We start from the raw sequence: 26,813 nt of genomic DNA on the forward strand, positions 1-26,813 counted from the left end.
GGTATAAAACAGTTTAAAACTGTTACAACAGCTTTACATTGCACTCTGTACTTTTAATTAATAACTTATATGTTAGGCTTCCACTTTTCCAAATACGATCCCAACGAACAAAGCAAATCTCCTTTTGAGAAATTGCTGGATCTTTTTTTACAACTGCTCACCTATACCAACGGCGATTTTAATGAAGCCATGCAATGGATGAATGAGCTGGATAAAGAATACAAACTCACCAATAACGATTATGGCATCGGCGATTTTTTAGAAGACCTTAAAGACAAAGGCTATATTGATGAGAAGAAAGAAAACGGAGAGATACATATTACTTCAAAGACAGAGCAAAGCATCCGTAAAAAAAGCCTGGAAGAAATTTTTGGTAAGCTGAAGAAAACCAAACAAGGCAACCACAATACTTTTAAGCCGGGCGGTGGCGATGAGATCAATCCCGAAACCAGGCCTTTCCAGTTTGGGGATACGATGGAACAAATCGATTTTACCAGTTCTATCCGCAATGCGCAGATCAATCATGGTATTGATAGTTTTAAAATGCATGAAGATGACCTGGAGATAAGGGAAACGGATTTTAAATCGCAGACCTCCACAGTATTGATGATCGATATTTCTCACAGCATGATATTGTATGGGGAAGACAGGATTACACCGGCAAAAAAAGTGGCGATGGCATTGAGTGAACTGATCAAAACAAAATATCCGAAGGATACTTTGGATATTGTGGTATTTGGTAATGATGCCTGGACGATCGAGATAAAAGACCTGCCGTATTTGCAAGTGGGGCCTTATCATACCAACACCGTTGCAGGCCTGGAATTAGCGATGGACCTCTTACGCAGAAGAAGGAATCCTAATAAACAGATCTTTATGATCACCGATGGTAAGCCCACCTGTTTAAAAGTAGGTGCCCGTTATTATAAAAACAGTTTTGGTGTAGACCGGAAGATTTTAAACCGTTGCATGAGTTTGGCTACGCAATGTAAAAAGCTAAAAATTCCCATTACCACATTTATGATAGCAACGGACCCTTACCTGCAAAAATTTGTACAGGAGTTTACTGAATGCAATAATGGCAAAGCCTTTTTTGCAGGGCTAGATAAACTGGGTTCCTTTATATTTAAAGATTTTGAAAGCGGGAAGCGGAAGACGGTGTATTAATGTACACACTATGGACTGCATAAATAATTTGCCAAAGCATGATGAAATTACTTGTAGCTTTTACCATACTTTTTTCTATTGCAGCATGTGCACAAAACACGGCACAGCAGGCAAAGATGACAGTGAATATTTATATTGCCGGCTGCGATAGTATTTTTTATTGTGAAGGAGAAACATTTAATGCTAAAGCCATACAGGCCAGCAAGAGCAATGATTCTGTTTTTGTAAATAAGATGCTGTACGATATAACAAAAGAAAATAAAAAAGTTTTATTTAAACCATTTGGTGGCAATTGCGGCGATGGTAATCTCGGAGAGCGGGTTATGAATGTAAAATCTCTTTTGATCAGCAATAATATTGAATTCACGATCAGCAATACAGATTCGGTAGAAAATAATTATTTTAATGATGTTTCTGTAATTGATATGTTATCAAACCTAAGGCCACCACCTCCTCCACCGGCCGTGGTAGTTGTTACGCCAACGATTAGTTCAACCAAAGATGAGAGTCCCTTTTTTCAGTTTATTTTAAATCCGGATGGATCGGTATATTATAGCTATGATTCTACCGATATGAATAGAAATCTAATACTCATTGATCAACCTGGTAAAGAAAAATTAATAGCTGCAATAAATACTGTTGAACAGAAAAATAAAATAACGCTGAGTGATGGACAAATTATAATAAGAGGGCCGGTATCTGCAAAATACGCTCAATTTAAAATAATAAAGGACGCACTAAGAGCTAAAGATATTTATAAATTTAAAATTGTAACTACTGATGAGAACGCTCTTGCCCCATTAAAAAAACAGGAACAGGAGACACCCATACCTATTACAAATAAGACACTTACACTGGTGCTTTCCTCAACTGGTGCAATATTTTATTACCATGGTACAGATTGCAGTGGCATCAAAAAAACAAGCCTGCAACAATTGCACTCGTTATTGATTAATGAAAAAAGAAACACGCCTGTAAAAGAACTGATGATCATCATTAAGCAAGAAGCAGGCGGAAGCTTTAAGACGGCGGTTGATGTTTTAGATGAAATAATTCTGGCAAAGATACCGGCAAAGCAGTCTGCAGAAATGGATATTACTGCATCTGAAATTAAATGTATTAAAAACTTTACAACTAAATAAATGAACAACATCAAAACACTCGGCGAGTTAAAGAAAAGCGGCTACGTTTCAAAAAGCATTAAGCAGGAGATCCGTGATAACCTGATCACAAAAATTAAAGCAAAAGAAAATCCTTTTCCTGGTATATTAGGTTACGAAGATTCAGTAATTCCTGATACAGAAAGAGCATTGCTATCGCAACACAATATTTTGTTCCTGGGCTTACGTGGGCAGGCTAAAACACGTATGGCCAGGCAGATGATCGAATTGCTGGATGAATATATTCCTGTAGTTGCAGGCAGTGAGATCAATGACGATCCTTTAAAGCCCATTTCAAAATATGCCACAGATCTTATTGCAGAAAAAGGAGATGCTACACCAATCGCCTGGCTGCATAAAACACAACGCTATGGCGAAAAATTAGCTACCCCCGATGTAAGTGTGGCCGATCTTATTGGTGATATTGATCCCATAAAAGCAGCTAACCTTAAATTAAGTTTTGCTGATGAAGGCGTACTGCACTACGGTATCATACCAAGAAGCAACCGCAGCATTTTTGTGATCAATGAATTACCCGATCTGCAGGCAAGGATACAGGTATCGCTGTTTAATATTTTAGAAGAAGGCGACCTGCAGATACGTGGTTTTAAACTGCGTTTACCGCTTGATGTGATGTTTGTGTTTACAGCGAATCCAGAAGATTATACCAATCGTGGAAGTATTGTAACACCATTAAAGGATCGTATTGAAAGCCAGATACTCACCCACTACCCCAAAAGCATTGAAACATCATTGGCCATTACTGAGCAGGAAGCAGGTATCAGTGATGAACAATCACAAAGGGTAAAAGTAAGTGACCTTATAAAACGTTTGATTGAACAAGTGGCTTTTGAAGCAAGGGGAAGCGAACTGGTAGATAAAAAAAGTGGTGTAAGCGCAAGGCTTACCATCAGTGCTTATGAGAACGCAGTGAGTGCCGCAGAGCGCAGGGCAATCATTAATGGCGAAAAGGAAACACAGGTATGGCTGAGCGACCTTATAGGCATCATTCCTTCCATTACAGGTAAAATTGAACTGGTGTATGAAGGCGAACAGGAAGGCCCTTACCAGGTAGCTTTTAATTTACTGGAGAAATCCATTCGTACACAATTTGGTTTGTACTTTCCTAACCCGGATACATTAAAAAAGAAAAGAGGCAAAGAACTAACACCGGAAGACACACCTTATAAATCCATCACACGCTGGTTTGATGCCGGTAATTCATTAAATAATTTCTTTGAAACAAAAGATGAAGATAAAGTACAACTACTGTACAAGGTAGATGGCCTGCATGCATTGGTGAAAAAATATTTTAAAGCTGCCAATGAAAAAGAAAATGCTTTACTGATGGAATTTGTACTGCATGGCCTTGCTGCCCATTCACTCATCAGCAAAAAAGTGCTGGAAGGAAAAATTGAATTTAAAGATCTGATGGGCAGTATGCTGAATATAGGCAGCCAGCATTTCAGCGAAGAAGATTTTAACGAGGATGATTTTAATTAAATGATTTTTCTGCATACTAAAAAGCCCCCGGCACATTTTGCCGGGGGCTTTTTAGTATGGTGCTATTTTTATTTGATCAGCAAACCCAGTTTAACACCAAATGTAAAAGATATAGACGGGCTTCTGCCTGCCCTGGCATTCACATAGTTGTAGGCAGCTTCATCATTATAGTTAGAGTAGGTGCTTGTATTCAGGTACTGGTAAGCATCTTTTTTATTATCAAAACCATAGCCAAGTCCTTCATAAATGTCCAGCACCAGTTTGTTGCCTAATACCCATTGCCTGCCCACTTCAATCTGCAAGGCGCCAAAAGTTACCTGCTGCTTTCCTACTTCATATAGGTTATTGGCTTTTTCTGTTACCATATTTTCAGAATAATGGCCAAAGTAAATGATAGGTTTAACATAAGTACCCTGCATTAAATGCGACATCCTTGATCTGCCGAAAAGAATAAAATCGGGTAATTTTCCAAACTTATATCCGCCAGAAACAAAAGCACCGGCCTGGTTGCGCTTTACATTTTGCAACTGCGAATTATAATAAGACAATTGTTCGGTTTTACCTAAACCGATAAAGCCCAGTGATAGTTCAAAACTTTTACCAACGCCCAGGTTTTTTTCGTACCCGAATTCAGTGTAGCCATACAGGGGAGAAAAGAAGTTGATCTTGATGGCTTTCTTTGCTTGTCCTTCATAAGATTCTACGTCTCTGAAGTTATCTTCAAAAGTGAGTATTTTGCCATTTTCAAAAATGATTTTTTTAATGCGGTCAGTTTCTAAAACGTAGATGGGGCCGTCAGGATTACTAAATTCTTTGTACTTCACTTCAGCAGCGCCAATTTCCAAAACTTTGGCTTCTACTATTTTGCCGTTTTTACGATAGATTTTATCCTGTGCTTTTAACAGTTGTGTAAAGGAGATCAATAAGGCGATCAAAAAAAGTACTTTCTTCATATAGTATGTTTTAGGGTTATGAATTAACAAAGAGGCTATTAATTCAAAACCTGCTGCCTTCAGGAAATGTTAAATAATATTAACTTCTCTTTCCAGCTCCACACCAAATTTTTGGAATACGCTTTTGATAATGGCTTCGCTCAATGCAAAAATCTCATCGCCCTTTGCATTACCGTAATTTACCAATACAAGGGCCTGTTTTGCATGGCAGCCTGCATCACCGCTGCGGTAACCTTTCCAGCTCACAGATTCGCCGGGGCCGCATTGTTCTATCAGCCAGCCTGCAGCAAGCTTAACATTACCATTGGGAAGATGGTAACCAACAACGGACGGATACATTTGAGTTAATTGTTGAAATTGGTGGCTACTTACTTCAGGATTTTTAAAAAAACTTCCGGCATTTCCAATTTGTGCAGGGTCGGGTAATTTAGAAGTGCGGATATTGATAACTGCATCTGAAATAGCTTTAATACTCAATTCCTGTATCCCCATTTTTTCCAATTCCTGTTCTATTGCACCATACGATGTATTAAAGACAGGCTTTTTACTGAGCTTGTAGGTTACACTTGTAATTACAAACTGGTTTTTATATTTTTTCTTGAATACACTTTCCCTGTAACCGAAAGCACAATCATCCAAACTGAAGGTGACCATTTTTTTTTCTTGCAGGTGAAATGCTTCTAAAGAATGAAATACGTCTTTTATCTCCACGCCATAAGCACCTATATTCTGCATAGGACTTGCCCCAACATTACCTGGTATAAGAGAGAGATTTTCAACTCCGGCTAAATTATTATTGATGCAATGCAATACAAACCGGTGCCAGTGCTCCCCCGCTCCTGCCTTTATGTAAACATAATCATCATCTGCATTAATAATATCAATTCCTTTGATCTCATTCTTTAAAACAATGCCATCAAAATTTTTAGTAAAAAGCATATTACTACCACCTCCAAGAATTAGCAGGGGCACCCGGTTTTTTTGGGTAGCAGCCCTGGCATCATCGTACTGCAATAATTGCCCTAATGAATCAGTTGAATCAAACGAAGCAAAATATTTTGCCATTACATCTATGCCGAATGTATTGTATTTTTTTAGTGAGATGTTGGGTTGTATCTGCATTTGTATTTTTATTTTTGGCCCGGTTTTTATACAACTGTCGCCGGGGTTTGCAACTGCCGTCAGGGTTTGCAACCGCCGTCAGGGTCTGCAACCGCTGACGGGGTTTGTAACCGCTGACGGGGTTGTTTTTACGCTTCGTTAATTTGTATCCACATCTGCTATCACGTGCACACTCTTATAACTTTTTTCTCCGCCCAATAAATTAATATGGTTGCGGATCACTTTTTTATAGGTCATGCTCATGCCATGTTCCTTGGGCAACTTAATTAATATTTCCATTAAATACTGGTTGCGGATGCGGATGATCACCGGTGCCGCAGGGCCAACAATATAATCTTTCAGATCCTGCCGTAACAATGCCGCTAGCTTATCTGCCGCATTAGCAACAACCGTTTTATCCTTATGCTTTAAAGTTAATAAAACAATGCGGCTATAAGGCGGATAGAAAAACTCCTTACGGTTTACAATTTCATTTTCATACAACTTTTTATAATCATGCTGTTGTACCAGTTGCAAAACGGGATGCTTAACATTGGTGGCCTGAATTATTACTTTACCCTGTGCATTTTTTCTTCCTGCCCTGCCACTCACCTGCTCCATTAATTGAAAGGCCCTTTCATTCACCCTGAAATCGGCAAAGCTTAATAAACCATCCGCATCTAAAATACCCACCAGACTTACTTTATCAAAATCCAATCCTTTTACTACCATTTGTGTGCCTACCAAAATATCCAGGCGGTGCTGTTCAAATAATTGTATCAGGTTATCATGTGCTTTTTTCCCCCTCACACTATCCACATCCATCCTGGCTATTTTATTTTTAGGAAAGTCTTCTTCCAGTTGCTCTTCTATTTTTTCTGTACCAAAATTTTTCTCTAACCAGTTATTATTGCCACATGCAGGGCAGGTAATTAATTTAGGATACTGGCTGGCGCAATAATGACAATGTAGTTTATTGCTGTGCTTATGTAATGTAAGAGATACAGAACAATGTTCGCATTGCGGAATAAAACCACAGGTGCCGCAGATCAAATAAGGATTATAGCCTCTCCGGTTTTGAAATAAGATCACCTGCCGGTCGGCATCCAGAGCCTGTTGCATGGCTTCCTTTAATTGGGGGCTGATCATCACTTTGCCCTGTTTTGCTACCTGCCGTACATCCACAATTTCAATTGAAGGTAGATTGATACCGCCAAAACGTTCATTCAACTCCACCAGTGCATACTTATTATTAACCGCATTAAAATAACTTTCTACCGAAGGTGTGGCACTGCCCAATAAAACCTGCGCCCGGAATATTCCGGCATAATAAATAGCAGCATCTCTTGCATTATACCTTGGCGAAGGGTCCTGTTGTTTATAAGAAGCATCATGCTCTTCGTCTACTATTATCAATCCTAAATTTTTAAACGGAAGAAATAAAGCACTTCTTGCACCCAATACCATTTTCACTTCGCCGCTTCTTATTTTATTCCACAATTCTATTCGTTCGTTGTCATTAAATTTAGAATGATAGATAGCAATGTTGCCCCCAAAATGTTTTTGCAGCCTACGGATAATTTGTGCAGTAAGCGCAATCTCGGGCAATAAATACAATACCTGCTGGCCTGCTTTAAAATATTGCTCCATCAGTTTTACATACACCTGTGTTTTGCCACTGCCGGTAACGCCGTGCAACAAACACACATTCTTTTCCTCAAAACTTTTGGCTACGGCATCACTGGCTTCCTGCTGAGCAGTACTGAATTCAAAATCTACCTCCACATTCCTGGGCAGGGTTTTAATTCTGTCCACGCTTCTTTTCTCTACCCACAAAATATTTTTGTCTGTCAGCCCTTTTAGTTGAGCAAGGCTGGCCCCGGATTTTTTTAGCAGGTCAGTTTGTAAAACATCACCGGCCGATTTTTCCAAATGCAAATAGGCCAGCAATAATTCCATTTGCTTAGGAGCGCCCTTCCAGTCGTTTAATTTTTTACTCAGCTCTTCTTCATTATTAAAAGCCGGGTTTAGGATAACGTAACTTTCTTTTTTGGCTTTATACTTTTCATCCAGGCTTTCCCACACAATACATACTTTCTTTTCAATCAGTCTTTTTATAACAGGGTATACGTGGTTAATGTCCAGTATCTGCTGTACTTCAGATAAACGCAATTCTTTTTTTAACAGCAATGCTTCAGCTACTAAAAATTCTTCGTCGCCCAAATGAGAAAAATCCTCGCCGGCTTCTTCATTAAATAATAAAATAGTTTCGCTGCTTAATTTAAAATGTGCCGGTAATGCTGCTGCCATCACTTCTCCTTCGCTGCACATATAATATTGTGCCATCCATTGCCAGAGTTGTAATTGCTGCGGATAAAGAATAGGCTCATCATCCAGTACATTCATCACCGGCTTGGTTTTGTAAGCCGGTTCTTTATCAAGGATAGTTTTTACAACCCCTGCATATTTTTTATTTTTCAGTTCCACTTCGGCCCTGCAACCCGGTTTTACTTTATCAACCAATGCAACAGGGATAGTGTAGGTATAAGTTTGCGGCAATGCCAAAGGCAAAATTATTTCGGCCCAAAGACCGGAGGATGGCTCGGTAAATAATATGTTAGTGTTGTTTTCCAAAAATTGCTGTGCAAAGATATTGCTTATGCGTACGATGAACCATTAACTATCCGCCTTTCTGATCCAACTCGCTTTATACCCAACCAGTTTTTCTTCCATTATTTTATACACCCTTTCTTTTAGTTCCTTTACATCTTTAACGGTCAATCCTTCAACCGGTATTTCCTCTAAATAAACAATTCTTGACCTGCCCGGTGTAAAAGAAAAAATACTTGCATAATTATTGCGGTCGTAGGCATCTAAAAATAAAAGCGGTTTAATGGGAGTTTGTGTTTCAATGGCAATTCTGAAAGCCCCATCATAAAATTCTTTTAGTGGCTGGTGTGTAAGATTAAATGTACCCTCCGGACTAATAACAATTGATATACCCTTTTTGATCACACTTTTTAACTGCAGTACACTTTTGGCCCTGTTATGGGCATTCTTCCTGTCAACCAAAACCACGGTACATTTATATAAGAATCCAAAAATGGGAATTTTGGTCATTTCGGCTTTGCCCAAAACCCTGAAATGCTGTTTGCGTATGGCCTTCATCAAAAAGGGAATATCCACATAAGAGATATGATTAAACACAAATACATATTGCTTGCTGCGGTCCATTGCGCTCTCATATATATATTGAGTACGTATGCCCAGCATAAAAAGAAAGAAATCGGCCCAGGCCTGGCATAGCTTATATATAAAATTGCCCCCCTTTATTTTACCGAAAAAGGAAGCAATGATCACCAGCGGAAATATCAGTACCAGGAAGGCGGTGAACACTATTATAGCGTAAAGGCTGTAAATTACTTGTATAAAACGCAAAAAATACTGCATAATAGCCTGCGAAGATAACCTGTTTACGGGGGTAAATGAGTTGTTGGCCACTGATTTTCAGGCTGTAAAGCCCATTTTGTCCCCAATTGGCCCGATTTAGTGGATATATTTTTTCTGTTTAGCTGTACCAATTTTCAGTTAAAACCCTTACCTTTGCCGTCCTAAATTTGGGATATTTATGTTAGCAGTAGTAAAAATAGCAGGTCAGCAATTTAAAGTTAAAGCAGGCGACAGCTTATATGTGCCTCACATTGCAGGTAAAACCGGAGACCAGGTTGAATTTGCAGAAGTATTATTTACAGAAAGCGATGGCAGCATTGTTGCCGGTGCAGATGTAAAAGCTGTAGTTAAAGCTGAAATTATCAGCGACCTTATTAAAGGCGATAAAGTGATCGCTTTTAAAATGAAAAGAAGAAAAGGTTTCCGTAAAAAACACGGACATCGTACACAGTACACTCACATTAAAGTAACAGCAATAGCGTAACGTTAATTGGTTGATTGGTTACTTTGTTTATTTGCAAATACAAAAAACATTTTATCAATCGTAAACCAATAAACTATTAAACTAATTAACGAATAAACTTTTAAGACATGGCACATAAAAAAGGTGAAGGTTCCGTAAAAAACGGCAGAGATTCACAAAGCAAAAGATTAGGTGTAAAAATTTATGGTGGTCAGCCGGCATTAGCAGGTAATATCATCATCCGTCAACGCGGTACAGTTTATCATCCTGGTAAAAATGTTGGTGTTGGCAGAGACTTTACCATCTTTGCATTAACCGATGGTTTAGTAGAATTCAGAAAAACCAAAGGTGATAAAAATATAGTTTCTGTTCAGGCTGTGGAGCCAACCGCTTAAAAAATATTTAATTTTTTTTGTTAGTTAAAGAAATATTTCTATTTTTAAGTATTATTTACTAACCAATTAAATTTAAAAAAATGGCAACAAAGAAAAAAGCTGCAAAAAAAGCTGCTCCAAAAAAAGCTGCAAAGAAAGCTGCTCCTAAAAAAGCTGCAAAGAAAGCTGCTCCTAAAAAAGCTGCAAAAAAAGCTGCTAAGAAAAAGTAAGCTTTGCTTTTTAAAGCAAAAAAATACGGAAGCCCTGGTAATTTTACCGGGGCTTTTCTTTTAAAACCCTTTGTGGCACTGCATTACAGCTGCTGTAGTTTTTCTTCAGCCTTCATACTTTTCAATAAACGTTGCAACTGGTTTTTATTTTTTATAAAAACTGCCGTTAAAATAAATGCAGGCGTTTCATTCATTTTTATTTTTTGATCATCTGTTTTAGTCAACATTTTTTGTGCGGTTGAATAAAAATTATGGTTTTATTTTTCCTGATTTTATAAAATTGGCGGCTCCCCTATTTTTGATTTTATTACTTTTGAAACATGGATAATTACCAAATAGCCGAAAATTTTTCTCTTTTAAGCAAATTAATGGACATACATGGCGAAAATAGTTTTAAGGCAAAAACTTACGCTATTGCGGCCTATCATGTAGAAAATTTAACGGAACAATTAAGTAATACACCGGTTGAAAAAATTCCTGTGATAAAAGGTATTGGCGAATCAACCGGAAAAAAAATTATTGAATTATTAGAAACCGGGGAGTTAAAAGTATTACAGGAAATGATCAGTAAAACCCCCCCGGGTGTTATTGAATTGCTGAATATAAAAGGTATCGGGCCAAAAAAAATTCATACGATATGGAAAGAGATGGAAATAGAAAGTATTGGTGAATTATTATATGCCTGCCAGGAAAACCGTTTAAAATTATACAAAGGCTTTGGTGAAAAAACGCAACAGAACATTATTGAAACCATTGAATATTATTTACACAACCAGGGCAGTTATTTATATCCACAGGTAGAAGCAGTAGTACCACAGATAATTGCTTATCTGGAAAAATTATTCTCCCCCGAAAATGTATCTATTACCGGTGCTTTTAAAAGACAGCTGGAAATTATAGATGAACTGGAATTTGTAGTAAACAGTACCAATGAATTGATAAAACCAAAGTTTGTAAGTGCCAACCCGCCGGAACTATTGGAAGAAAAGCCGGACAGTTTACTCTACAAATTATTAAACGGCCTGCGTTTAAGATTGTACACGGGTACAGCCAACTTTGCCAAACGCATTTTTACCAGCAGCGGCAGTGCCGAATTTGCCACTGCTTTTGAACAACGGTTTCCTGCTATAGATTACTCGAAAGAAGAAAAAGCCATATTTGAGCAGGCAAAGATCAGCTTTATTCCATCTTGTTTAAGAGAAACCGCTGCTATTATAGAAAAAGCTGCAACAATTACCATCCCCGATCTTATTCGGCCCGGCGATATCAAAGGCATCATTCATAGCCATAGTAACTGGAGCGATGGTAGTTATACAATAGAAGAAATGGCCAAAGCAGCTAAAGAAAAGGGCCTTGAATATTTAGTGATCAGTGATCATAGCAAGAGCGCTTTTTATGCACAGGGTTTAAATGAAGAAAGAATTGCAGCACAGCAACAATACGTTAACGAACTGAACGATAAGATCACCGGCTTTAAAATTTTTAAAAGCATTGAGTGCGATATTTTAAACGATGGCAGCCTGGATTACACCAATGCCATTCTCTCCACATTTGATTTAGTGATTGTATCGGTGCACAGTAATTTAAAAATGAGTGAGGAGAAGGCCATGATGCGTTTGCTGAACGCCATTGAAAATCCTTACACCACTATTCTCGGTCACATGACGGGCCGGTTGTTATTAAGCCGTAAAGGCTATCCTGTTGATCATAAAAAAATTATTGATGCCTGCGCTGCCAACCATGTGGCCATTGAACTGAACGCTCACCCCAGCCGGCTGGATATTGACTGGCGCCATATTGATTATGCACTGCAGAAAAATGTATTGATCTCTATCGATCCTGATGCACATACCATTGAAGGTTTTGATGATATAAAATATGGTGTACTGGCTGCACAAAAAGCAATGGTGACTAAGGAACAGAATTTAAGCAGCTTTGGATTGAAGGCGTTTGAAGGGTACCTGGAGAAAGTGAGGGGGTTGAAGGGGATAAAGTAAATACAGTAAATAAAGTAATTTGAAATTTGTAGCGATCTCTGATACGCACGGCCAACACAATTCCCTGGTACTTCCTACTGGTGATGTTTTAATTCATGCAGGCGACGTTTCAATGAAAGGAGATGAAATTGAAATAGCGAACTTCCTTAGTTGGTTCAGTGCACAAAACTTCCAACACAAAATTTTTATTGCAGGCAATCATGATTTTTATTTTGAGAGGGAACCGCAGGACAAAATATTAAAGCTTCTTCCGGAAAATATTATCTATTTAAATGACAGCGGCATAAGTATCAATAATACCAGGATATGGGGCTCCCCTATTACGCCATGGTTTTTTAACTGGGCATTTAACCGGTACAGAGGCGAATCCATAAACAAACATTGGGATCTTATTCCTGACGACACTGATATCATTATAACACATGGACCGGTATTGCATACCCTTGACATGACCAGCAGAGGAGAACACACCGGCTGTAAAGATTTACTTGACCGGGTTCGCCAAATTAATCCTATGGTTCACATTTGCGGACATATTCATGAAGCTTATGGCACAACAGAAAAAGAAGGCATTAGATTCATTAATGCAAGTTTGCTGGATAGTAAATATAAATTAACCAAAGCCCCAATAGTTTTTGAACTTTAAGTATGCTGCACCCCAAACAGGGTGAGCCACCTTTTAGGAGGTGACCCACCCCAGCAAACATTTACCTACATTTGTTACTTAAACTGCATTTATGAAAAAATATTTTTTACTGCTTGTTATTGCATTTTCTTTTGTGGCGAAGAGTTTTGCCGATGAAGGCATGTGGCTACCGCAATTACTGGCCACACTGAATGAAAAAGAAATGAAGAAGATGGGCATGAAGATCAGTGCTGCTGACATCTACAATATCAGTAAGGGAAGTTTAAAAGATGCCATTGTAAGCTTTGGTGGCTTTTGTACGGCGGAAGTTATTTCTGATAAAGGTTTACTGCTTACCAATCACCATTGTGGTTTTGATGCTGTACAAAATCATTCTACTATCCAAAACAATTATATCCGTGATGGCTTCTGGGCTTACAATAACGGGCAGGAATTACAAAACCCCGGCTTGTTTGCCACTTTTATTGTAAGCATTACCGAAGTAACGGCGCCAATACTGAATGGCGTTACTGCCGGCATGAGCGAAAGAGAAAGACAAAGTACCATTGATAAAAATATCAATGAATTTAAAAAGACGGTAAAAAAAGAAAGCTACCAGGATATTTTGATCCGTCCTTTTTTTGAAGGCAACAAGTATTTTATTTTCATTACCGAAACGTACAAAGATATCCGCCTGGTAGGAGCACCACCTTCTTCTATTGGTAATTTTGGAAAAGATACCGATAACTGGATGTGGCCACGCCATACCGGCGACTTCAGCATGTTCCGCATTTATGCAGGTAAGGATAATAAGCCTGCCGATTTTTCTCCTGATAATGTGCCTTACAAACCTAAACGTAGTTTAAGCATTTCATTAGATGGAATGAAGGAAGGCGATTTTACCATGGTGTTTGGGTTTCCGGGAAAAACGATGGAGTATTTACCTTCTGCAGCAGTTGCGCAAACGATGCATATCAATGATCCTGCAAAAATTGGTATTCGTGAAAAAGCATTGCAGGTACTCAATAGTTTTATGCGTAAGGATGAACAGGTAAAAATTCAGTATGCCGCAAAATATGCCAGCATAGAAAATGCGTATAAAAAATGGAAAGGCGAAGTACTGGGTTTAAAAGCATCCGATGCCATTGGCAAAAAGCTGGAGCTGGAAGAAGGCTTTGAAAAAATTGTTTTATCGCAACCGGCTATGAATGCCGGGTATGTTGACCTGTTAAAAAAATTGAACGAGGCCTATGCAGCTATTGAACCTTATGGTTATGCCCGTGATTATTATAATGAGATCATTCCCAGGATAGAATTGTTTACCATTGCCAACAATGCCATGGCTGCAGCAACGGCTGCCGGCAAAGATGAAGCTGCCTACAAAAAAACACTGGCAGAAGTAAATGAAAAACTAGACGGTTTATTTGGTGAATACAATGCCACAGTTGATCAAAAACTATTTGAAGTATTGCTGGAAATGTATGTGAAAGACCAGAAAGAAGAAAACGTATCTCCCCTGCTGAAAAAAATGCTGGCAGAAAATGGTAACTCCTTTGCGGCTTTGGCAAAATCTGTTTACAACCAGACCGTATTTACAGATGCAGCTAAACTTAAAAATCTATTGAACGGAATGGGCACCGGTGGTACACAACCGGTAACCAATGATATTGCTGCAGCGCTGTATGCAGATATACTTAAAACCTACGTTACCAATGTTGCCCCCAGGCTGAATGAACTGCAAGCTAACATCAATCAATTGCAACGCACTTACATGCAGGCACAGATGGATGTATTTACCAAAAAAATTTTTTACCCGGATGCCAACAGTACTTTACGTTTAACTTACGGCAATGTAAAAGGATACCATGCAAGAGATGCGGTTAAATATGATTTTTATACTTACTTAGATGGTGTAATGGAAAAATACAAACCGGGAGATTATGAATTTGATGTACCGCAAAAACTAATTGACCTGTACAATAAAAAAGATTTTGGCCCTTACGGTGTTAATGGCCGTCAGCCGGTATGTTTTATTGCAGCCAATCACACCACTGGAGGTAATAGCGGCAGCCCTGCATTGGATGGTTATGGCAATTTAGTAGGATTGAATTTTGACAGGGTTTGGGAAGGCACAATGAGTGATATCAATTACGATAAAAATATTTGCCGCAATATTATGGTAGACATCCGCTATGTTTTATTTATTGTAGACAAATTTGCCGGGGCAAAAAATATTATCAGCGAATTAAAATTAGTACGTAAGAAAAAATAAATTGCTGCATGTATGCAATTCAGGAATGCCTTACAAAATGATTTAGCTACCATCGTTTCCATCTACAATTCAACTGTTGAAGGCCGCATGGTAACTGCAGATACCGACCCGGTGTCTATAGAAAGCCGGCAGCAATGGTTTGATGACCATACTGCTGATAAACATCCTTTGTGGATGGTGGAAGATGATAACGGCCATACCATTGGATGGGTAAGCTTCCAGGCATTTTATGGAAGGCCGGCTTATGATGGTACAGCAGAGATCAGTATTTATCTTGATCCTTCACAAAGAGGAAAAGGCTATGGCAAAAAAATATTGCAATACTGCATGGATAATGCAGCAGCTTTGAAAATAAATATTTTGCTTGGCTTCATTTTTGCCCATAACAGCCCCAGCCTGCAACTCTTTATGACATTGGGTTTTGAAGAATGGGGGCATTTAAAAAACATTGCTTTACTGGATGGTATCGAGAGAAGTGTAAAGATTTTGGGGAAACGGGTGTAATGCCGTCTTCGTCTCTCACGAGGATGCAATGGTTTTGCGTCTCCAACTCAGAACTATTTGCACAAAAAAATTGTAAACGGCTTAAAAAATTTCTTTACTTTTACTACGTGTCAAACATCACTTCATACGCACATTTCTACAGGCACTCTGCCTATATTTCCATTATGATGAATGGAACGTCGCAACCGCTTCAATAAAAGATAACAGGAATTACAACCTTTGAATGGAGTTCCCAATGAGTTGGGAACCAATGCAGCTCCATAGAATTCCTCAGCTCATTACAAAAGCATTTTGAAGCAAAACCTTCAGAATACACCATCATTACAAAAAGACCTGAAGCCGGAGTTTCAAGGTACACAAAACATATTTTATGCAAATAGCAATATTAGGTGCCGGCATGGTAGGCCGTGCCATGGCAATTGATCTGGTAAAGAATTATTCCGTTACTTCATTTGATATCAGCGAACAGGCGCTGCAATTATTACATGAAAAAAATAAATCGGTCACCACTATACAAACAGACCTGGGTGATTATAACAATTACAAAAAATTATTAGCTGATTTTGATTTTGTGATCAGTGCGGTGCCAGGCTTTATGGGTTATAAAACTTTAACAGCCATCATCAGTGCACAAAAAAATGTGGTGGACATTTCTTTTTTTCCTGAGGATGCATTGCAACTGGATGCTTTGGCAAAAAAGAATAACGTAACGGCTATTGTTGATTGTGGTGTGGCGCCGGGTATGAGTAATTTAATTTTAGGTTATTATAACGAACGAATGAAAATTGACAGTTTTGAATGTATGGTAGGCGGCTTGCCGAAGAAAAGAATACTACCATTTGAGTACAAAGCCCCCTTCTCGCCTATTGATGTACTGGAAGAGTATACACGGCCGGCACGCTATGCAGAGAATGGCCATATTGTAACCAAACCTGCGTTAAGCGATGCCGAATTAATTGACTTCCATAATGTGGGCACACTGGAATCATTCAACACCGATGGCTTGCGGAGTATTTTATTTACCATGAGCCATATCCCCAACATGAAAGAAAAAACATTGCGCTATCCCGGCCATATTAACCTGATGAAGGCATTAATAAAAGCAGGCTTTTTAAGTTCAAGTCCTCTTAACTTTAAAGGGCAACAGATTATTCCGTTGGAATTTACTTCCGCATTACTTTTTGACCAATGGAAACCCGGACCAGCTGAAGAAGAGTTTACACTGATGACCATCACTATTAAAGGAGAAGGGAAAGCTATTCATTATAACCTGTATGATGAGTATGATGCTGCAACAGCAACCAGCAGCATGAGCCGCACTACTGGCTATACCTGTACCGCAGCGTTGAACATGCTGATGAATAATTTATTCACTGCCAAAGGCGTTTTTCCGCCTGAGCTGGTAGGCAAAAGTGAAACCTGTTTTAATTTTATACTGGATTATTTACGGGAGCGGAATGTTGTGTATGTAAAAACGGAGCAGTAATACCAGGCATTTTACAATCTTTTATCAATAAAACTGCAGCAGATGTGCTGCAGTTTGTTATTTTTGCGCATACTCATTTGATCAGATATGAAATATTTTTTAGCACCGGCGGTAATTGTTTTTTTTGCAGCCTGCAATGGCGGCGGAGATAAACCTGCAGACATTGATCCTGCCCTGTTACCAAAAGTAACGCCAATGATCAGTTACAATATTGTGAATGTATATCCACACGATACCAGTGCTTTTACAGAAGGCCTTCAAATTTACAATGGTAAATTCTATGAAGGAACCGGTATGGAACAGGAATCTACATTACGCATTGCCGATATTAAGACCGGTAAAGTAGAAAAAAAACATTTTTATACCGACACTGCAATATTCGGCGAAGGCATACAGGTATTTAAAGGAAAAATATACCAGCTTACCTGGAAGAACCATATCGTGTATGTGTACGATGAAAATAATATTGATAAGCCAATAAAAACAATGCAATGGCCTTATGAAGGATGGGGCATGACGAATAATGGTACTGACCTGATCATCAGTGATGGCAGTGCTAATCTTTATTTTGTAGATGCCGAAACCTTTAAAGTAAAAAGTACCATTGCTGTTACAGAAGATGGTAAATCTGTTGATTCAATCAACGAACTGGAATATGTGAATGGGTTTATTTATGCCAATGTGTGGCAAACGGATGATATTGTAAAGATAGACCCGGCAAACGGGCAGATTGTTGGTAAAATGGAATTCCCTGGTCTTAAAGAAAAATATTTTTCCAAAGAAATTGTAGAGCAGCGGACAGATGTGTTAAATGGAATTGCCTATGACAGCACTACTAAAAAAATGTATATTACCGGTAAGCGCTGGCCGAAAATGTTTGAGATCTCATTTGACTAATTACCTGCTTTTCATTAGTAAAGAAGTCAACTTTTAAAAAGTTGACTTCTTTATGCTGATTACTTGCTGATAACATAAATCACCGAACTGCATTTTGTTTTATCCCCCATTGTTTTGATGTTAGAGATGAATCCGTTCCAGAATGCTTTGATGATATTGCCTTTGCCGCTTTTATATTGTTCGCTCAGCATGCTCACATAAAAACTATCATACCACATCGGTTTTATGGTGGTTAGTTGTAAATTATATTTTGAAATCAATACCTGCATTGAAGCCGGAGAAAAATGATACAGATGCCTGGGCACATCATAAGCAGCCCAGAACTCTTTATAGATAGCCGCATCTTTAGAAGTATAATTAGGTACCGCAATAAATATCTTTCCCTGTGGTGTAATCAGATCAGCCAATTGCTTGATGTAGGCATGCAGCTCATGCACATGTTCCAGCACATGCCACATGGTGATAGCATGATATGAGGCCGGCTTTAACTGAAATAATTGTTCCGGCGATTGCGGGTTGATACCATATAATTCCGCGGCTTTCTTTCTTGCGGTACCATCAGGCTCTACACCGGTAATGCCCCAGCCTGCCGTTTTCATGGTATTTAAAAAAGCACCGGTACCACAACCAATATCCAGTATTTCTCCTTTTGTCATGCCCACCTGGTCGATGATCAGTTCTTTCTTTTTATTTAACGTACGTTTTCTTACTGCATGATACAAAGTATTGACGAAGCCTTTTTTTGTATCACTATGAGAAATATAATTATCCGATTGATAATATGGGCCAATGGCATTTTGTTCCGGCACATCCTGTGTAAACCTTGCTGTGCAGGCGCTGCAATGCCATACTGCAAATTCTTTTTGAGAAACAGTGTAATCTTTTGCAGTTAATACAGGCGCAATATTTCCGGAAGCACAAACAGGACAGTTAGTATAATGGATCATGAAGAAAAACTTTATGGTGCAGGAAGTTCGTTAGTAGTAGTAGTGGTTGGTGTATTTCTTTTATCATTAAAAAATAAAAGCAGCCCTATAACACCTGCTGTAACACAAATATCGGCCACATTAAAAATACCTGTGCGTATATTGCCAATACCAAGATTCATAAAATCGGTTACATGCCGGTCGAATACTATCCTGTCGATAATATTTCCAATACCCCCCGAAAAAACAAGGGCGATAGAAAATATTTTCATCGTGCCCATTTGCTGCAGGTTTTTTATGGTGTAGATGAACAATCCCGATAACACTGCTAATGGTAAAATACTCAGCAACCAAAAACTTACGGCCTTCGGCAGGTCATCGCCCAAACTTAAAGCAGCTCCTGTATTTTCAACGTATTGTAATCTTACCGTATTATCCAGGTAAGTGATGGCGGGCTTATCTTTTAAATGTTCTTTGGCAAGATCTTTTGTTAGCCTGTCGCAGCTGATAAAAGCCAGGCAGCAGGTACAGAATAATAATATTTTAGTGCGCTTTTTCATTTATTGAATGGGTGTTGTATTTCCTCCAAAGGCAGAGGCCGTTTTATCCATCGTTAAATAATACAGTAAACCCAGTAAGGCAAATGTGCCTAATACAATAGCCCAAACCCACCATCGGCTTGACTTTTCAGGAGTTTCATTAAAATATTCGGTCATTACCGTATTGGTGGTTTCTTTATCCCCCACTAGTATCTGGTGTTCTGCCTGCGGATGTATCACCCGTTCTGCTTTCACAGGTTGTAAAAATGCAGCCGGTGCCTGGTTCGATTTAAAATTGATATTCCCGGATGAGTCTGTAAAAAAATTCCCTACGCCATCTAATGTTGCAGGTTGGTTACTGATGGCTGCTGCTTTTAAACTATTACAAAATTGTCCTAATGTATCTATCGTATTTAAAACCGTGCTGTTTGTTTTTGAGGCCACATAGTCCAGCAGATTACTGGCATCATTTTCTTTTGCATCAAAAATAATTCGGGGTAGCGGGGCTTTAATTGAAGTATTTAAAAAATCTGATTCTGCCTTACCCGCCACTACTGATAAGGTGCCCAGGCCAGGTAAAGGGCATATTTTATTTTGAAAAAGATATGAAGCGATTAACTGGTGCATAACATTTGGGGGTTGCGCAAAGGTATGACGGAAAACTGAATGTCCAAAGGGGCCCTAAAGGCGATAGTTAAATTTTAAACCGACTTAAAATGCTCAATATGCAATAAAAATTGAGCATTGAGCATTTTCCTGCAGGCTTTAACTACTTTGACCTAGAAAGTTACTCTCACCCCTCCCAGCACATTCAATCCATATACTTCATAATTGTGCCAGCGTTCGTATTTATTGTTGAGGATATTATTCACATCCAGCCAGGCGCTGAACATTTTGTTCACTTTAAATTCCATACCGGCGCTTAAATCGGTGCCACCGTTGAATGATTTGGTGCTGTTGCCTTTGGCAATATAATTACCCCCGCCAAACATATAAAAATCACCTTTAAGCAATACCTGTTTAAATGCCCACCAACGTAGTGAACTGGTTAATTCCATGGGTATGGTGTTCCATGCTTTGCCATTATTATTAAAGCCGGTATAACCGTTTAATGTAAGCCCGGTAGTTAAGGTAAACCTGTCCTGGTTAATGTAACTCAGGTCGCCATGAATACGCAGGTTATTTCCTTTGCCTTCAAACACGGTTTTAAACGCTTTGTTGTCTGTTGCGGTATCATTGATGAATAGAGGAAAGTTAGTATAGCTGATTAAACCTGCTTTGGCACTGAAATTAAAATGTTTACCCATAGTTGCCTTTATGCCACCATAATATTCAATTTCTTTAGTGTTGGTTTGCGATGCAATAGTTTTTAAATAAGGGTTAATGGCGGAAAGATTACGGAAAGTATTTTTAGTGTAGGTACCCACCCAGCCTGCCTGGATCATCACTACTTTTTCTTTCAGTTGTGCTTCTGCATATACATTAGGCAACCACACAAAATTTCCATTGTCCCATGTTGGTGTAATACCTGCATTAATGCTGAACCTTGGTGATGCAAAAGCCAATGCCGGTGCTACCTGGAAAATATTGTTGCTGATCTTTACATTGCTGGTGAGATCTTTTGTAGTATAAGAGGTGATGTCTGCTTTACCCTCTACTTTTATTGACATCGCTTCACCAAATTGCTTTTCTATCGGTGCACTGACAATTAAAGAACTTTCGCTCAACCTGTTTTTATTGGTAAAGATATTTACCTCTACATTGGGATTGTATTTGATACCAAAATCACCCACGGTAGTATTTCGTATTCCTGCTTTAAGTGTTATATCCTGGTACTGGTTGCGGATGCTGTCTTTTTTATAATTGTATAAGGTATGATCATAACCATATAAATAAGTATCATGCTGGCTGATATTCACACTACCATACGCTTCATTTTTTTCCATAAAATAACTTCCTGTGCCTTTAAGGTTCAGCTGAGAATAATCCTGGTATTTTATTTTTCCCCTGGAAGAAATATAATCAGCATATAAATTCAATAAACTTGTTTTACCATCACCAAAGCTAAAACCTGCACTCACATAAGGCGTAGAAAAATTACCAAAGCCAAGTTTCAGGTAATTTCTTAATCCTAAATTCAGGTTGGTATCCTGCTGTAATGCCAAAGGTTTTAATGTAATGGGCTGATAAGAGTAAAATAAATTCTGCGCCGGTACGCTATAGTTCATTTTAGGTTTACTGGTATCGGCATTTAAATGCGATGCCGAAAAATTTATTTTTACCGCATTACGCAATACCGGTTTGTATGCCGAAGTAATATCGATGGTAGTTCCTTTTTTGGTAGTATCTTTTTGGGCAAGACTTACTACAGATGCCAGGCAACAAACAATAAATAATATACCTGCCTTTACAGTGAGTATTGAATCTTGAACATTGAACATTGAATATTTTTTTACTTGCCTTTTCATTCTTATTATTTTAACTTCTTTTAATTTTGTTACACCACACAATTCCAGATTTTTAATTCCCTGTTATCTTACTCCCTGCCTTCTCTTCCTCAGTTGCCTTATCCAGCTTCTGTTGTGCTTCATTTTTCAACTCAGGGATCACTGAATTTTTTGCCACACTTTCGTAAGTAGCTTTGGCATTAAAATAATCTTTCTGTTGCATGAAAATATCACCCAGTAAGATATAAGACCTGGTTACCCAGTAATCGTAGGAACCGGTTTCTTTAATTACCGCCATGGCTGATTTTTCAGCTGCGCTTAAATTATTGGAAGTAAACTGGCAGTTGGCAATTTCGTACCGGGCTTCTGCACCCCAGGCCGCTTTGTTGATAGCCGCACAGGATTTAAAGGAAGCAATAGCAGCAGCACAATCTCCGCCCAGTTGCTGCGATTTACCCAGCACCAGGAAGGCAATTGATTTATCATCTGTGCTGATGCCTTTTTTAGTGAGCAATGTTTTTGCTGTTTCATTGGCTTTGGAATAGTCTTTCAACAGGTACTGGCATCTTACCAAACCTCTTAAGGCTTCCAGGATATTATCCTGGCTGGCCGTACCACTTAATAATGATTCAAAGAATCGTTTGGCCTCAGCATAATTTTTCAGTTCAAAATAATTGATCCTGGCTGCTTCCAAAGTAGCTTTTTCAAAATAACGGTTAAGGCCTTTTGCATTTACATAGTTATAACCCGTAAGTGCATTTTGAAAATCTTTATTCTTATTATAACATTCGCTGCGGAAATAGTTTGCTTCTAAAGCAAAGGAACCATTAGGGTATTGCGACAGATAGTTATTAAATCCTGTTATTGCTGCCCCGCAGTCATTTGCATTGTATTTTAACTCAGCAGAAGTATAGGTTAATGAATCTGCTTCACTTACTGAAATGTTCTTGCCATTCTTACGCATCAGTTCCACGTATTCATTCGGCTTACCATCTTCTACATAAATACTTTTGATATTATCCAGCGCTTCATCTGCTTCGGGTGATTGGGGATATTTCTGAATTAATGTCTGATAGTTGGTGAGTGCATCTTTATTATTATCGATATTATAATAACTCAATCCTAATTTTAAATACGCTGTAGGTTTTAATCCACCGGCATCAGGCATGGTTAAAATATTATTCAGGTAAGGAATAGCATCCCTGAATTTTTCGTCGGCCATATAAGTGTTGGCAATTTCCATGGTAACATCAGGTACCAAACCACTTTGCGGATATAACCTTGTAAGTGTATTAAGCGTTTTAATTTTATCTGCAGCGCTTTTTACACCGGCGATCATTGCTTTTTGAAAATAGGCATAATCACTTTGTGGCAGTGCATTGCTGATCACATTATCATACATACTGTTTGCCTTTGTAAAATCACGGTTCATAAAATAGCTATCAGCACTGCGTACATAAGCATCCTGTTCCATTGCAGGAGAGGTAACGGTTACTGATTTTGTAACCTGCTCAAAATAATTCAACGCCTGTTTGTAATTTTCTTTTTTCATCCAGCTATACCCCAAATCATACCTGGCTGCCTGCGGCGTTGCTTCTCCCTGTGATGGTGCACTGCTTTGTAAATACGCCGTCATGTATTTAATGGCATCATCAAATTTCTGGTTGCGCAATGCTATTTCTCCTTTCCAGAAATTAGCGTACGGTAATATCGGACCGGCATATTGATCGCTTAGTACTTTGGTCAATAATTCATCTGCCCTTATTATCTGCTGATCGTTGATGTATTCCACTGCCTTGCCAAATAATATCCTGGGATATACTTTTTGCATGGCTACCGTTGGCTTGCCCATCGATTCGTACAAGGTTAGTGCATCAGAAAAATTATTGGTGTTCGCCAGCAGTCCTACCAGTAATTCTTTGGCTTCTGTTTCATAATCTGAATTGGGATAATCGTTCAGGAATTTTTTCAATTCATTTAAAGCAATATCCTGGTAACCTAATTCATAAGATAATTTGGCATAGATAAAACGGGATACTTCCTGCTGCTTTGCATTACTGTTGTTGTACGCACAATATTGAAAAGCATTTCTTGCATTGGCTTTCTGCCCGGTTCTTAAATAACAATCTCCCAGCAGGTACATACTGTTTTGTCCCATGGAGTCACGCTGGTTACTTAATTGCTTAAACCCGTTAATAGCTTTTTGTAACTGGTTATCCTGGTAGTAACAGTAACTTACTTCGTAGAGCACTTCTTTATCAACCTTATCGGTATTATTGACATAGTATTCTAAAAGCGGAAGTGCTTTTCCAAATTCTTTTTTCTCAAAATGCAATTGCCCCATCAGCAATTTCATTTCTTTTTCATAATACAAGGTCCCCCCTCTTGCCAATACACTTTCACCATAACGCAATGATTCGTCTTTCTTTCCCTGGAAGTAATAGATCTCAGCAATATAATAAGGCACCACGCCTTTGTATTCTTCCCTTGTTTCTACTAACTTAAAAGACTTTAAAGCTTCGTTATATTGTTTATCGTAGTAGCAAATGAAACCATAATAGTAATTGGCAGGAAAATAATATTTATTGCCGGGCAACTGGTGTATTTCATCAAACAATGGTTTGGCTTCTTCAAACTGCTTTAAATTAAAATAGCAATATGCTCTTTCAAATTTTGCATCGGCAATTTCCTCATTGCTCAGGTTATCTAATCCGGCTCTTTCGTAATATGTTATAGCATTGCTAAAATCTTCTTTTGTAAAATAAAACTTTGCCAGGTGATAGCTCATCAGCTGCCTGCGGGGCTCATTATTCACCACATCAATGTAGCGTTTGGCTTCATCTTCGGCTACAGGTTGCACCAGTTTTAATTCGCAAACGGTATAAAAATAACTGATATCATCGTTGAGATAAGTATGGTTACTGATGCTGTTATCGGGATATTGTTCCTTCAGTTCTTTAAACAGCGGATAAGCCAGTGCGAACTGCTCTTTCACAAACAATTCCTTAGCATCTTTATATTTTTTTTCTGAATCGGTAACCGTATTGGTGGGTTGTGCAACTGCTGTACAATAAAGCCCGGCAGTAAGCAGCAGGGCGAAGAGTTTGTGTTTTATCATGTCGGTAAATTCAGGCTTTTTGCCAATTGTAAAATTAACTATAATGCCAGTTATGCAAACACCGTTCCAAGTTTATTGTGAATAAGTGGATAACTGTTATATGCTAAACGAATGTATTTTTGTTTTGCTGTTAAGGATTTTGTAAAATTGACAATTAAAAAATCGGTAACCTAAAATCTCAAAAAAAGAAAATGAAAAAATTACTCTCTACAAAGTATTCTGCGGGTGCATTCAGCACTGCAATGTTAGCACTCCGTTTGGCTGCCGGAATTTTAATGCTGCTGCATGGGTATGATAAACTGATGCATTTTGCCAGATACCAGAATGAGTTTATGAATTTTATGGGCATTGGTAAAACCCTGAGCCTTGCCCTGGTGGTTTTTGCAGAATTCTTTTGCTCCCTGTTTTTAATTTTAGGATTGTTTACACGCCTTGCCACCATTCCGCTCATCGTTGTTACCTGTGTTATCATTTTTAAGGTAGATAATGGCCATATATCCGGAACCAATGAAAATGTAGTGCTGCTTCTTACCAGCTATATTGTTTTACTGCTGGTGGGCCCGGGCAGGGTAAGTGTGGATAGCATGATAGGTAAATAAAAACAATTCATGAAAAATAGTGATCCCCTTCAGTTAGCCGTACTGATACTTGCATTGCTGGTTGGTTATAATGCCCTGGAAACAGTGCCGTACTTTTTATGGGTTTTATACCGCTGGTTTGAGCAGGGGTTAACGCTGGCGGGTGACTTTTACAATGTTACCCTTAATTTATTATACCTTGTTTTTTATATTACTGTGGCAACAGTTTTAATTAAACGATCAAAAAATATTGCGCAAAAAATTGCGGCAGAAGTATCTTTTTCGTCTGCTATAAAAATTTATTTAAAAAGAGACGATGTATTATATGTTACGTTTGTAGCCATGGGGGCTTATATTTTAACTACACGGCTGCCAAAGCTATTCGTAAAAATTTACGCCTATATCAGAGAAAGGAATGAATCAATAGGTTACGAAGGCCCTAATTTTATTTTGCCCAAAGAAAGTATCCCTGAATACCTGGTCATTATTATCCTTGCCGCTACAATGCTTGTATATGCCAAAACATTAACTGAATTTATTGTAAGACATATCAAAGAGGATACAGCCGTTGATACAATTGGCGATAACCTTGAAGAAACCCAGTAAAATTTATGTTTGTAACCGAAACACAAATACGTATTCACTATGCCCTTACCGACCAGATGAGCATGGTGTATTACGGCCACTATGCACAGTTTTATGAGATTGGGCGTACAGAAGCTATACGCCAGCTGGGCTATACGTATAAAGAGATTGAAGCGCTGGGTATTATTATGCCGGTGGTAGATATACACAGCCGTTTTTTACGGCCTGCAAAATATGATGACCTCATTACCATTAAAACCACATTAAGGGAAATGCCTGCTCATCATAAAATTGTATTTCATGCTGAGATTTATAATGAGCAGGATGAATTACTGAACACCGGCGAGGTAACTTTGTTTTTTATTGATGCCAAAACCATGAAGCGTTGCGAAATGCCGGAGGTACTGAAAGAAAAGCTGAAACATTACTTTTAATTTT

The 26,813-nt window shown here is 38.5% G+C and carries 25 protein-coding genes; 15 read left to right on the plus strand and 10 right to left on the minus strand.

Features of this window, described 5'->3' with window-relative positions; all coding sequences use genetic code 11:
• Positions 1–69: 69 nt before the first annotated feature.
• From ACYVM0_RS07100 to ACYVM0_RS07110, 3 genes are read left to right on the plus strand one after another with little or no spacing between them, the layout of a single operon-like run.
• Entirely contained in the window at positions 70–1,167 is a 1,098-nt protein-coding gene (locus ACYVM0_RS07100) for a vWA domain-containing protein (protein ID WP_460554587.1), read from the plus strand.
• 38 nt (positions 1,168–1,205) lie between these two features.
• Positions 1,206–2,309: a hypothetical protein gene (locus ACYVM0_RS07105; RefSeq protein WP_460554590.1), complete on the plus strand. Its 1,104-nt coding sequence runs from the start codon at positions 1,206–1,208 to the stop codon at positions 2,307–2,309.
• Positions 2,310–3,830 carry an AAA family ATPase gene (locus tag ACYVM0_RS07110; protein ID WP_460554593.1) on the plus strand — a complete coding sequence of 507 codons (1,521 nt, stop codon included), beginning with the start codon at positions 2,310–2,312 and terminating at the stop codon, positions 3,828–3,830. It begins immediately after the preceding gene.
• Between the two features lie 68 nt (positions 3,831–3,898).
• On the opposite strand, the gene ACYVM0_RS07115 is transcribed toward ACYVM0_RS07110, so the two are convergent.
• The 4 genes from ACYVM0_RS07115 to ACYVM0_RS07130 form a co-directional block, all read right to left on the minus strand.
• Positions 3,899–4,783, minus strand: coding sequence for a hypothetical protein (locus ACYVM0_RS07115; protein ID WP_460554596.1), 885 nt, complete (start codon positions 4,781–4,783; stop codon positions 3,899–3,901).
• Between the two features lie 69 nt (positions 4,784–4,852).
• Positions 4,853–5,905: a UDP-N-acetylmuramate dehydrogenase gene (murB, locus tag ACYVM0_RS07120; RefSeq protein ID WP_460554599.1), complete on the minus strand. Its 1,053-nt coding sequence runs from the start codon at positions 5,903–5,905 to the stop codon at positions 4,853–4,855.
• Positions 5,906–6,043: 138 nt separating this feature from the next.
• On the minus strand, positions 6,044–8,518 hold the full coding sequence (gene priA, locus ACYVM0_RS07125; RefSeq protein WP_460554602.1) for a primosomal protein N': 2,475 nt from the start codon (positions 8,516–8,518) through the stop codon (positions 6,044–6,046).
• 42 nt (positions 8,519–8,560) lie between these two features.
• Positions 8,561–9,322: a lysophospholipid acyltransferase family protein gene (locus tag ACYVM0_RS07130; protein WP_460554605.1), complete on the minus strand. Its 762-nt coding sequence runs from the start codon at positions 9,320–9,322 to the stop codon at positions 8,561–8,563.
• Positions 9,323–9,512: 190 nt separating this feature from the next.
• Between ACYVM0_RS07130 and rplU the strand changes: the two genes are divergently transcribed.
• The 3 genes from rplU (at position 9,513) to ACYVM0_RS07145 (ending at position 10,401) form a co-directional block, all read left to right on the plus strand.
• Positions 9,513–9,818 carry a 50S ribosomal protein L21 gene (rplU, locus tag ACYVM0_RS07135; protein WP_430989761.1) on the plus strand — a complete coding sequence of 102 codons (306 nt, stop codon included), beginning with the start codon at positions 9,513–9,515 and terminating at the stop codon, positions 9,816–9,818.
• Between the two features lie 107 nt (positions 9,819–9,925).
• A complete protein-coding gene (gene rpmA, locus ACYVM0_RS07140; protein ID WP_460554608.1) occupies positions 9,926–10,192 on the plus strand; it encodes a 50S ribosomal protein L27 in 267 nt (88 codons plus the stop codon).
• 80 nt (positions 10,193–10,272) lie between these two features.
• Positions 10,273–10,401, plus strand: coding sequence for a hypothetical protein (locus ACYVM0_RS07145; RefSeq protein ID WP_430989759.1), 129 nt, complete (start codon positions 10,273–10,275; stop codon positions 10,399–10,401).
• 83 nt (positions 10,402–10,484) lie between these two features.
• Here ACYVM0_RS07145 and ACYVM0_RS07150 read toward each other — a convergent pair whose 3' ends face one another.
• Positions 10,485–10,628, minus strand: coding sequence for a hypothetical protein (locus ACYVM0_RS07150; RefSeq protein WP_460554611.1), 144 nt, complete (start codon positions 10,626–10,628; stop codon positions 10,485–10,487).
• 93 nt (positions 10,629–10,721) lie between these two features.
• Here ACYVM0_RS07150 and ACYVM0_RS07155 point away from each other — a divergent pair, with 93 nt between their 5' ends.
• The 6 genes from ACYVM0_RS07155 (at position 10,722) to ACYVM0_RS07180 (ending at position 18,182) form a co-directional block, all read left to right on the plus strand.
• On the plus strand, positions 10,722–12,398 hold the full coding sequence (locus tag ACYVM0_RS07155; protein ID WP_460554614.1) for a helix-hairpin-helix domain-containing protein: 1,677 nt from the start codon (positions 10,722–10,724) through the stop codon (positions 12,396–12,398).
• 19 nt (positions 12,399–12,417) lie between these two features.
• Positions 12,418–13,044: a metallophosphatase domain-containing protein gene (locus tag ACYVM0_RS07160; protein ID WP_460554617.1), complete on the plus strand. Its 627-nt coding sequence runs from the start codon at positions 12,418–12,420 to the stop codon at positions 13,042–13,044.
• A gap of 91 nt (positions 13,045–13,135) precedes the next feature.
• Complete coding sequence (locus ACYVM0_RS07165; protein WP_460554621.1) at positions 13,136–15,295, plus strand: S46 family peptidase; 2,160 nt, start codon at positions 13,136–13,138, stop codon at positions 15,293–15,295.
• A 12-nt stretch (positions 15,296–15,307) separates the two neighbouring features.
• Positions 15,308–15,799, plus strand: coding sequence for a GNAT family N-acetyltransferase (locus tag ACYVM0_RS07170; RefSeq protein WP_460554623.1), 492 nt, complete (start codon positions 15,308–15,310; stop codon positions 15,797–15,799).
• A 370-nt stretch (positions 15,800–16,169) separates the two neighbouring features.
• A complete protein-coding gene (locus ACYVM0_RS07175; protein WP_460554626.1) occupies positions 16,170–17,285 on the plus strand; it encodes a saccharopine dehydrogenase family protein in 1,116 nt (371 codons plus the stop codon).
• Between the two features lie 87 nt (positions 17,286–17,372).
• Positions 17,373–18,182 carry a glutaminyl-peptide cyclotransferase gene (locus ACYVM0_RS07180; RefSeq protein WP_460554629.1) on the plus strand — a complete coding sequence of 270 codons (810 nt, stop codon included), beginning with the start codon at positions 17,373–17,375 and terminating at the stop codon, positions 18,180–18,182.
• 59 nt (positions 18,183–18,241) lie between these two features.
• On the opposite strand, the gene ACYVM0_RS07185 is transcribed toward ACYVM0_RS07180, so the two are convergent.
• From ACYVM0_RS07185 to ACYVM0_RS07205, 5 genes are all read right to left on the minus strand, one after another.
• A complete protein-coding gene (locus ACYVM0_RS07185; RefSeq protein WP_460554632.1) occupies positions 18,242–19,129 on the minus strand; it encodes a class I SAM-dependent methyltransferase in 888 nt (295 codons plus the stop codon).
• Between the two features lie 11 nt (positions 19,130–19,140).
• A complete protein-coding gene (gene lspA / locus ACYVM0_RS07190) occupies positions 19,141–19,668 on the minus strand; it encodes a signal peptidase II (RefSeq protein ID WP_460554635.1) in 528 nt (175 codons plus the stop codon).
• Positions 19,669–20,274, minus strand: a complete 606-nt coding sequence (locus ACYVM0_RS07195; RefSeq protein ID WP_460554638.1) for a hypothetical protein — start codon at positions 20,272–20,274, stop codon at positions 19,669–19,671.
• A 152-nt stretch (positions 20,275–20,426) separates the two neighbouring features.
• A complete protein-coding gene (locus ACYVM0_RS07200; RefSeq protein ID WP_460554641.1) occupies positions 20,427–22,088 on the minus strand; it encodes a TonB-dependent receptor in 1,662 nt (553 codons plus the stop codon).
• A 79-nt stretch (positions 22,089–22,167) separates the two neighbouring features.
• Complete coding sequence (locus ACYVM0_RS07205) at positions 22,168–25,212, minus strand: tetratricopeptide repeat protein (protein ID WP_460554644.1); 3,045 nt, start codon at positions 25,210–25,212, stop codon at positions 22,168–22,170.
• Positions 25,213–25,403: 191 nt separating this feature from the next.
• Here ACYVM0_RS07205 and ACYVM0_RS07210 point away from each other — a divergent pair, with 191 nt between their 5' ends.
• The 3 genes from ACYVM0_RS07210 to ACYVM0_RS07220 are packed head-to-tail and all read left to right on the plus strand — an operon-like array spanning position 25,404 to position 26,809.
• Entirely contained in the window at positions 25,404–25,811 is a 408-nt protein-coding gene (locus ACYVM0_RS07210; RefSeq protein WP_460554647.1) for a DoxX family protein, read from the plus strand.
• 9 nt (positions 25,812–25,820) lie between these two features.
• Positions 25,821–26,396 (plus strand): hypothetical protein, encoded by a 576-nt coding sequence (locus ACYVM0_RS07215; protein ID WP_460554650.1) that lies wholly within the window; start codon positions 25,821–25,823, stop codon positions 26,394–26,396.
• Between the two features lie 5 nt (positions 26,397–26,401).
• A complete protein-coding gene (locus ACYVM0_RS07220) occupies positions 26,402–26,809 on the plus strand; it encodes an acyl-CoA thioesterase (RefSeq protein ID WP_460554653.1) in 408 nt (135 codons plus the stop codon).
• The last annotated feature ends 4 nt before the right edge of the window (positions 26,810–26,813 follow it).

The sequence above is a fragment of the Ferruginibacter profundus genome (assembly GCF_054783275.1).

What these genes read in the sequence shown, in the direction of transcription:
- ACYVM0_RS07200 (WP_460554641.1), bottom strand. Translation starts at nt 22,088, where the DNA reads ATGTTCAATGTTCAAGATTCAATACTCACTGTAAAGGCAGGTATATTA.
- rplU (WP_430989761.1), top strand. Translation starts at nt 9,513, where the DNA reads ATGTTAGCAGTAGTAAAAATAGCAGGTCAGCAATTTAAAGTTAAAGCA.
- ACYVM0_RS07175 (WP_460554626.1), top strand. Translation starts at nt 16,170, where the DNA reads ATGCAAATAGCAATATTAGGTGCCGGCATGGTAGGCCGTGCCATGGCA.
- ACYVM0_RS07110 (WP_460554593.1), top strand. Translation starts at nt 2,310, where the DNA reads ATGAACAACATCAAAACACTCGGCGAGTTAAAGAAAAGCGGCTACGTT.
- ACYVM0_RS07215 (WP_460554650.1), top strand. Translation starts at nt 25,821, where the DNA reads ATGAAAAATAGTGATCCCCTTCAGTTAGCCGTACTGATACTTGCATTG.
- lspA (WP_460554635.1), bottom strand. Translation starts at nt 19,668, where the DNA reads ATGAAAAAGCGCACTAAAATATTATTATTCTGTACCTGCTGCCTGGCT.
- ACYVM0_RS07145 (WP_430989759.1), top strand. Translation starts at nt 10,273, where the DNA reads ATGGCAACAAAGAAAAAAGCTGCAAAAAAAGCTGCTCCAAAAAAAGCT.
- ACYVM0_RS07115 (WP_460554596.1), bottom strand. Translation starts at nt 4,783, where the DNA reads ATGAAGAAAGTACTTTTTTTGATCGCCTTATTGATCTCCTTTACACAA.
- ACYVM0_RS07150 (WP_460554611.1), bottom strand. Translation starts at nt 10,628, where the DNA reads ATGTTGACTAAAACAGATGATCAAAAAATAAAAATGAATGAAACGCCT.
- ACYVM0_RS07185 (WP_460554632.1), bottom strand. Translation starts at nt 19,129, where the DNA reads ATGATCCATTATACTAACTGTCCTGTTTGTGCTTCCGGAAATATTGCG.
- ACYVM0_RS07100 (WP_460554587.1), top strand. Translation starts at nt 70, where the DNA reads ATGTTAGGCTTCCACTTTTCCAAATACGATCCCAACGAACAAAGCAAA.
- ACYVM0_RS07170 (WP_460554623.1), top strand. Translation starts at nt 15,308, where the DNA reads ATGCAATTCAGGAATGCCTTACAAAATGATTTAGCTACCATCGTTTCC.
- ACYVM0_RS07195 (WP_460554638.1), bottom strand. Translation starts at nt 20,274, where the DNA reads ATGCACCAGTTAATCGCTTCATATCTTTTTCAAAATAAAATATGCCCT.
- ACYVM0_RS07155 (WP_460554614.1), top strand. Translation starts at nt 10,722, where the DNA reads ATGGATAATTACCAAATAGCCGAAAATTTTTCTCTTTTAAGCAAATTA.
- ACYVM0_RS07210 (WP_460554647.1), top strand. Translation starts at nt 25,404, where the DNA reads ATGAAAAAATTACTCTCTACAAAGTATTCTGCGGGTGCATTCAGCACT.
- rpmA (WP_460554608.1), top strand. Translation starts at nt 9,926, where the DNA reads ATGGCACATAAAAAAGGTGAAGGTTCCGTAAAAAACGGCAGAGATTCA.
- murB (WP_460554599.1), bottom strand. Translation starts at nt 5,905, where the DNA reads ATGCAGATACAACCCAACATCTCACTAAAAAAATACAATACATTCGGC.
- ACYVM0_RS07220 (WP_460554653.1), top strand. Translation starts at nt 26,402, where the DNA reads ATGTTTGTAACCGAAACACAAATACGTATTCACTATGCCCTTACCGAC.
- ACYVM0_RS07105 (WP_460554590.1), top strand. Translation starts at nt 1,206, where the DNA reads ATGATGAAATTACTTGTAGCTTTTACCATACTTTTTTCTATTGCAGCA.
- ACYVM0_RS07180 (WP_460554629.1), top strand. Translation starts at nt 17,373, where the DNA reads ATGAAATATTTTTTAGCACCGGCGGTAATTGTTTTTTTTGCAGCCTGC.
- ACYVM0_RS07165 (WP_460554621.1), top strand. Translation starts at nt 13,136, where the DNA reads ATGAAAAAATATTTTTTACTGCTTGTTATTGCATTTTCTTTTGTGGCG.
- ACYVM0_RS07205 (WP_460554644.1), bottom strand. Translation starts at nt 25,212, where the DNA reads ATGATAAAACACAAACTCTTCGCCCTGCTGCTTACTGCCGGGCTTTAT.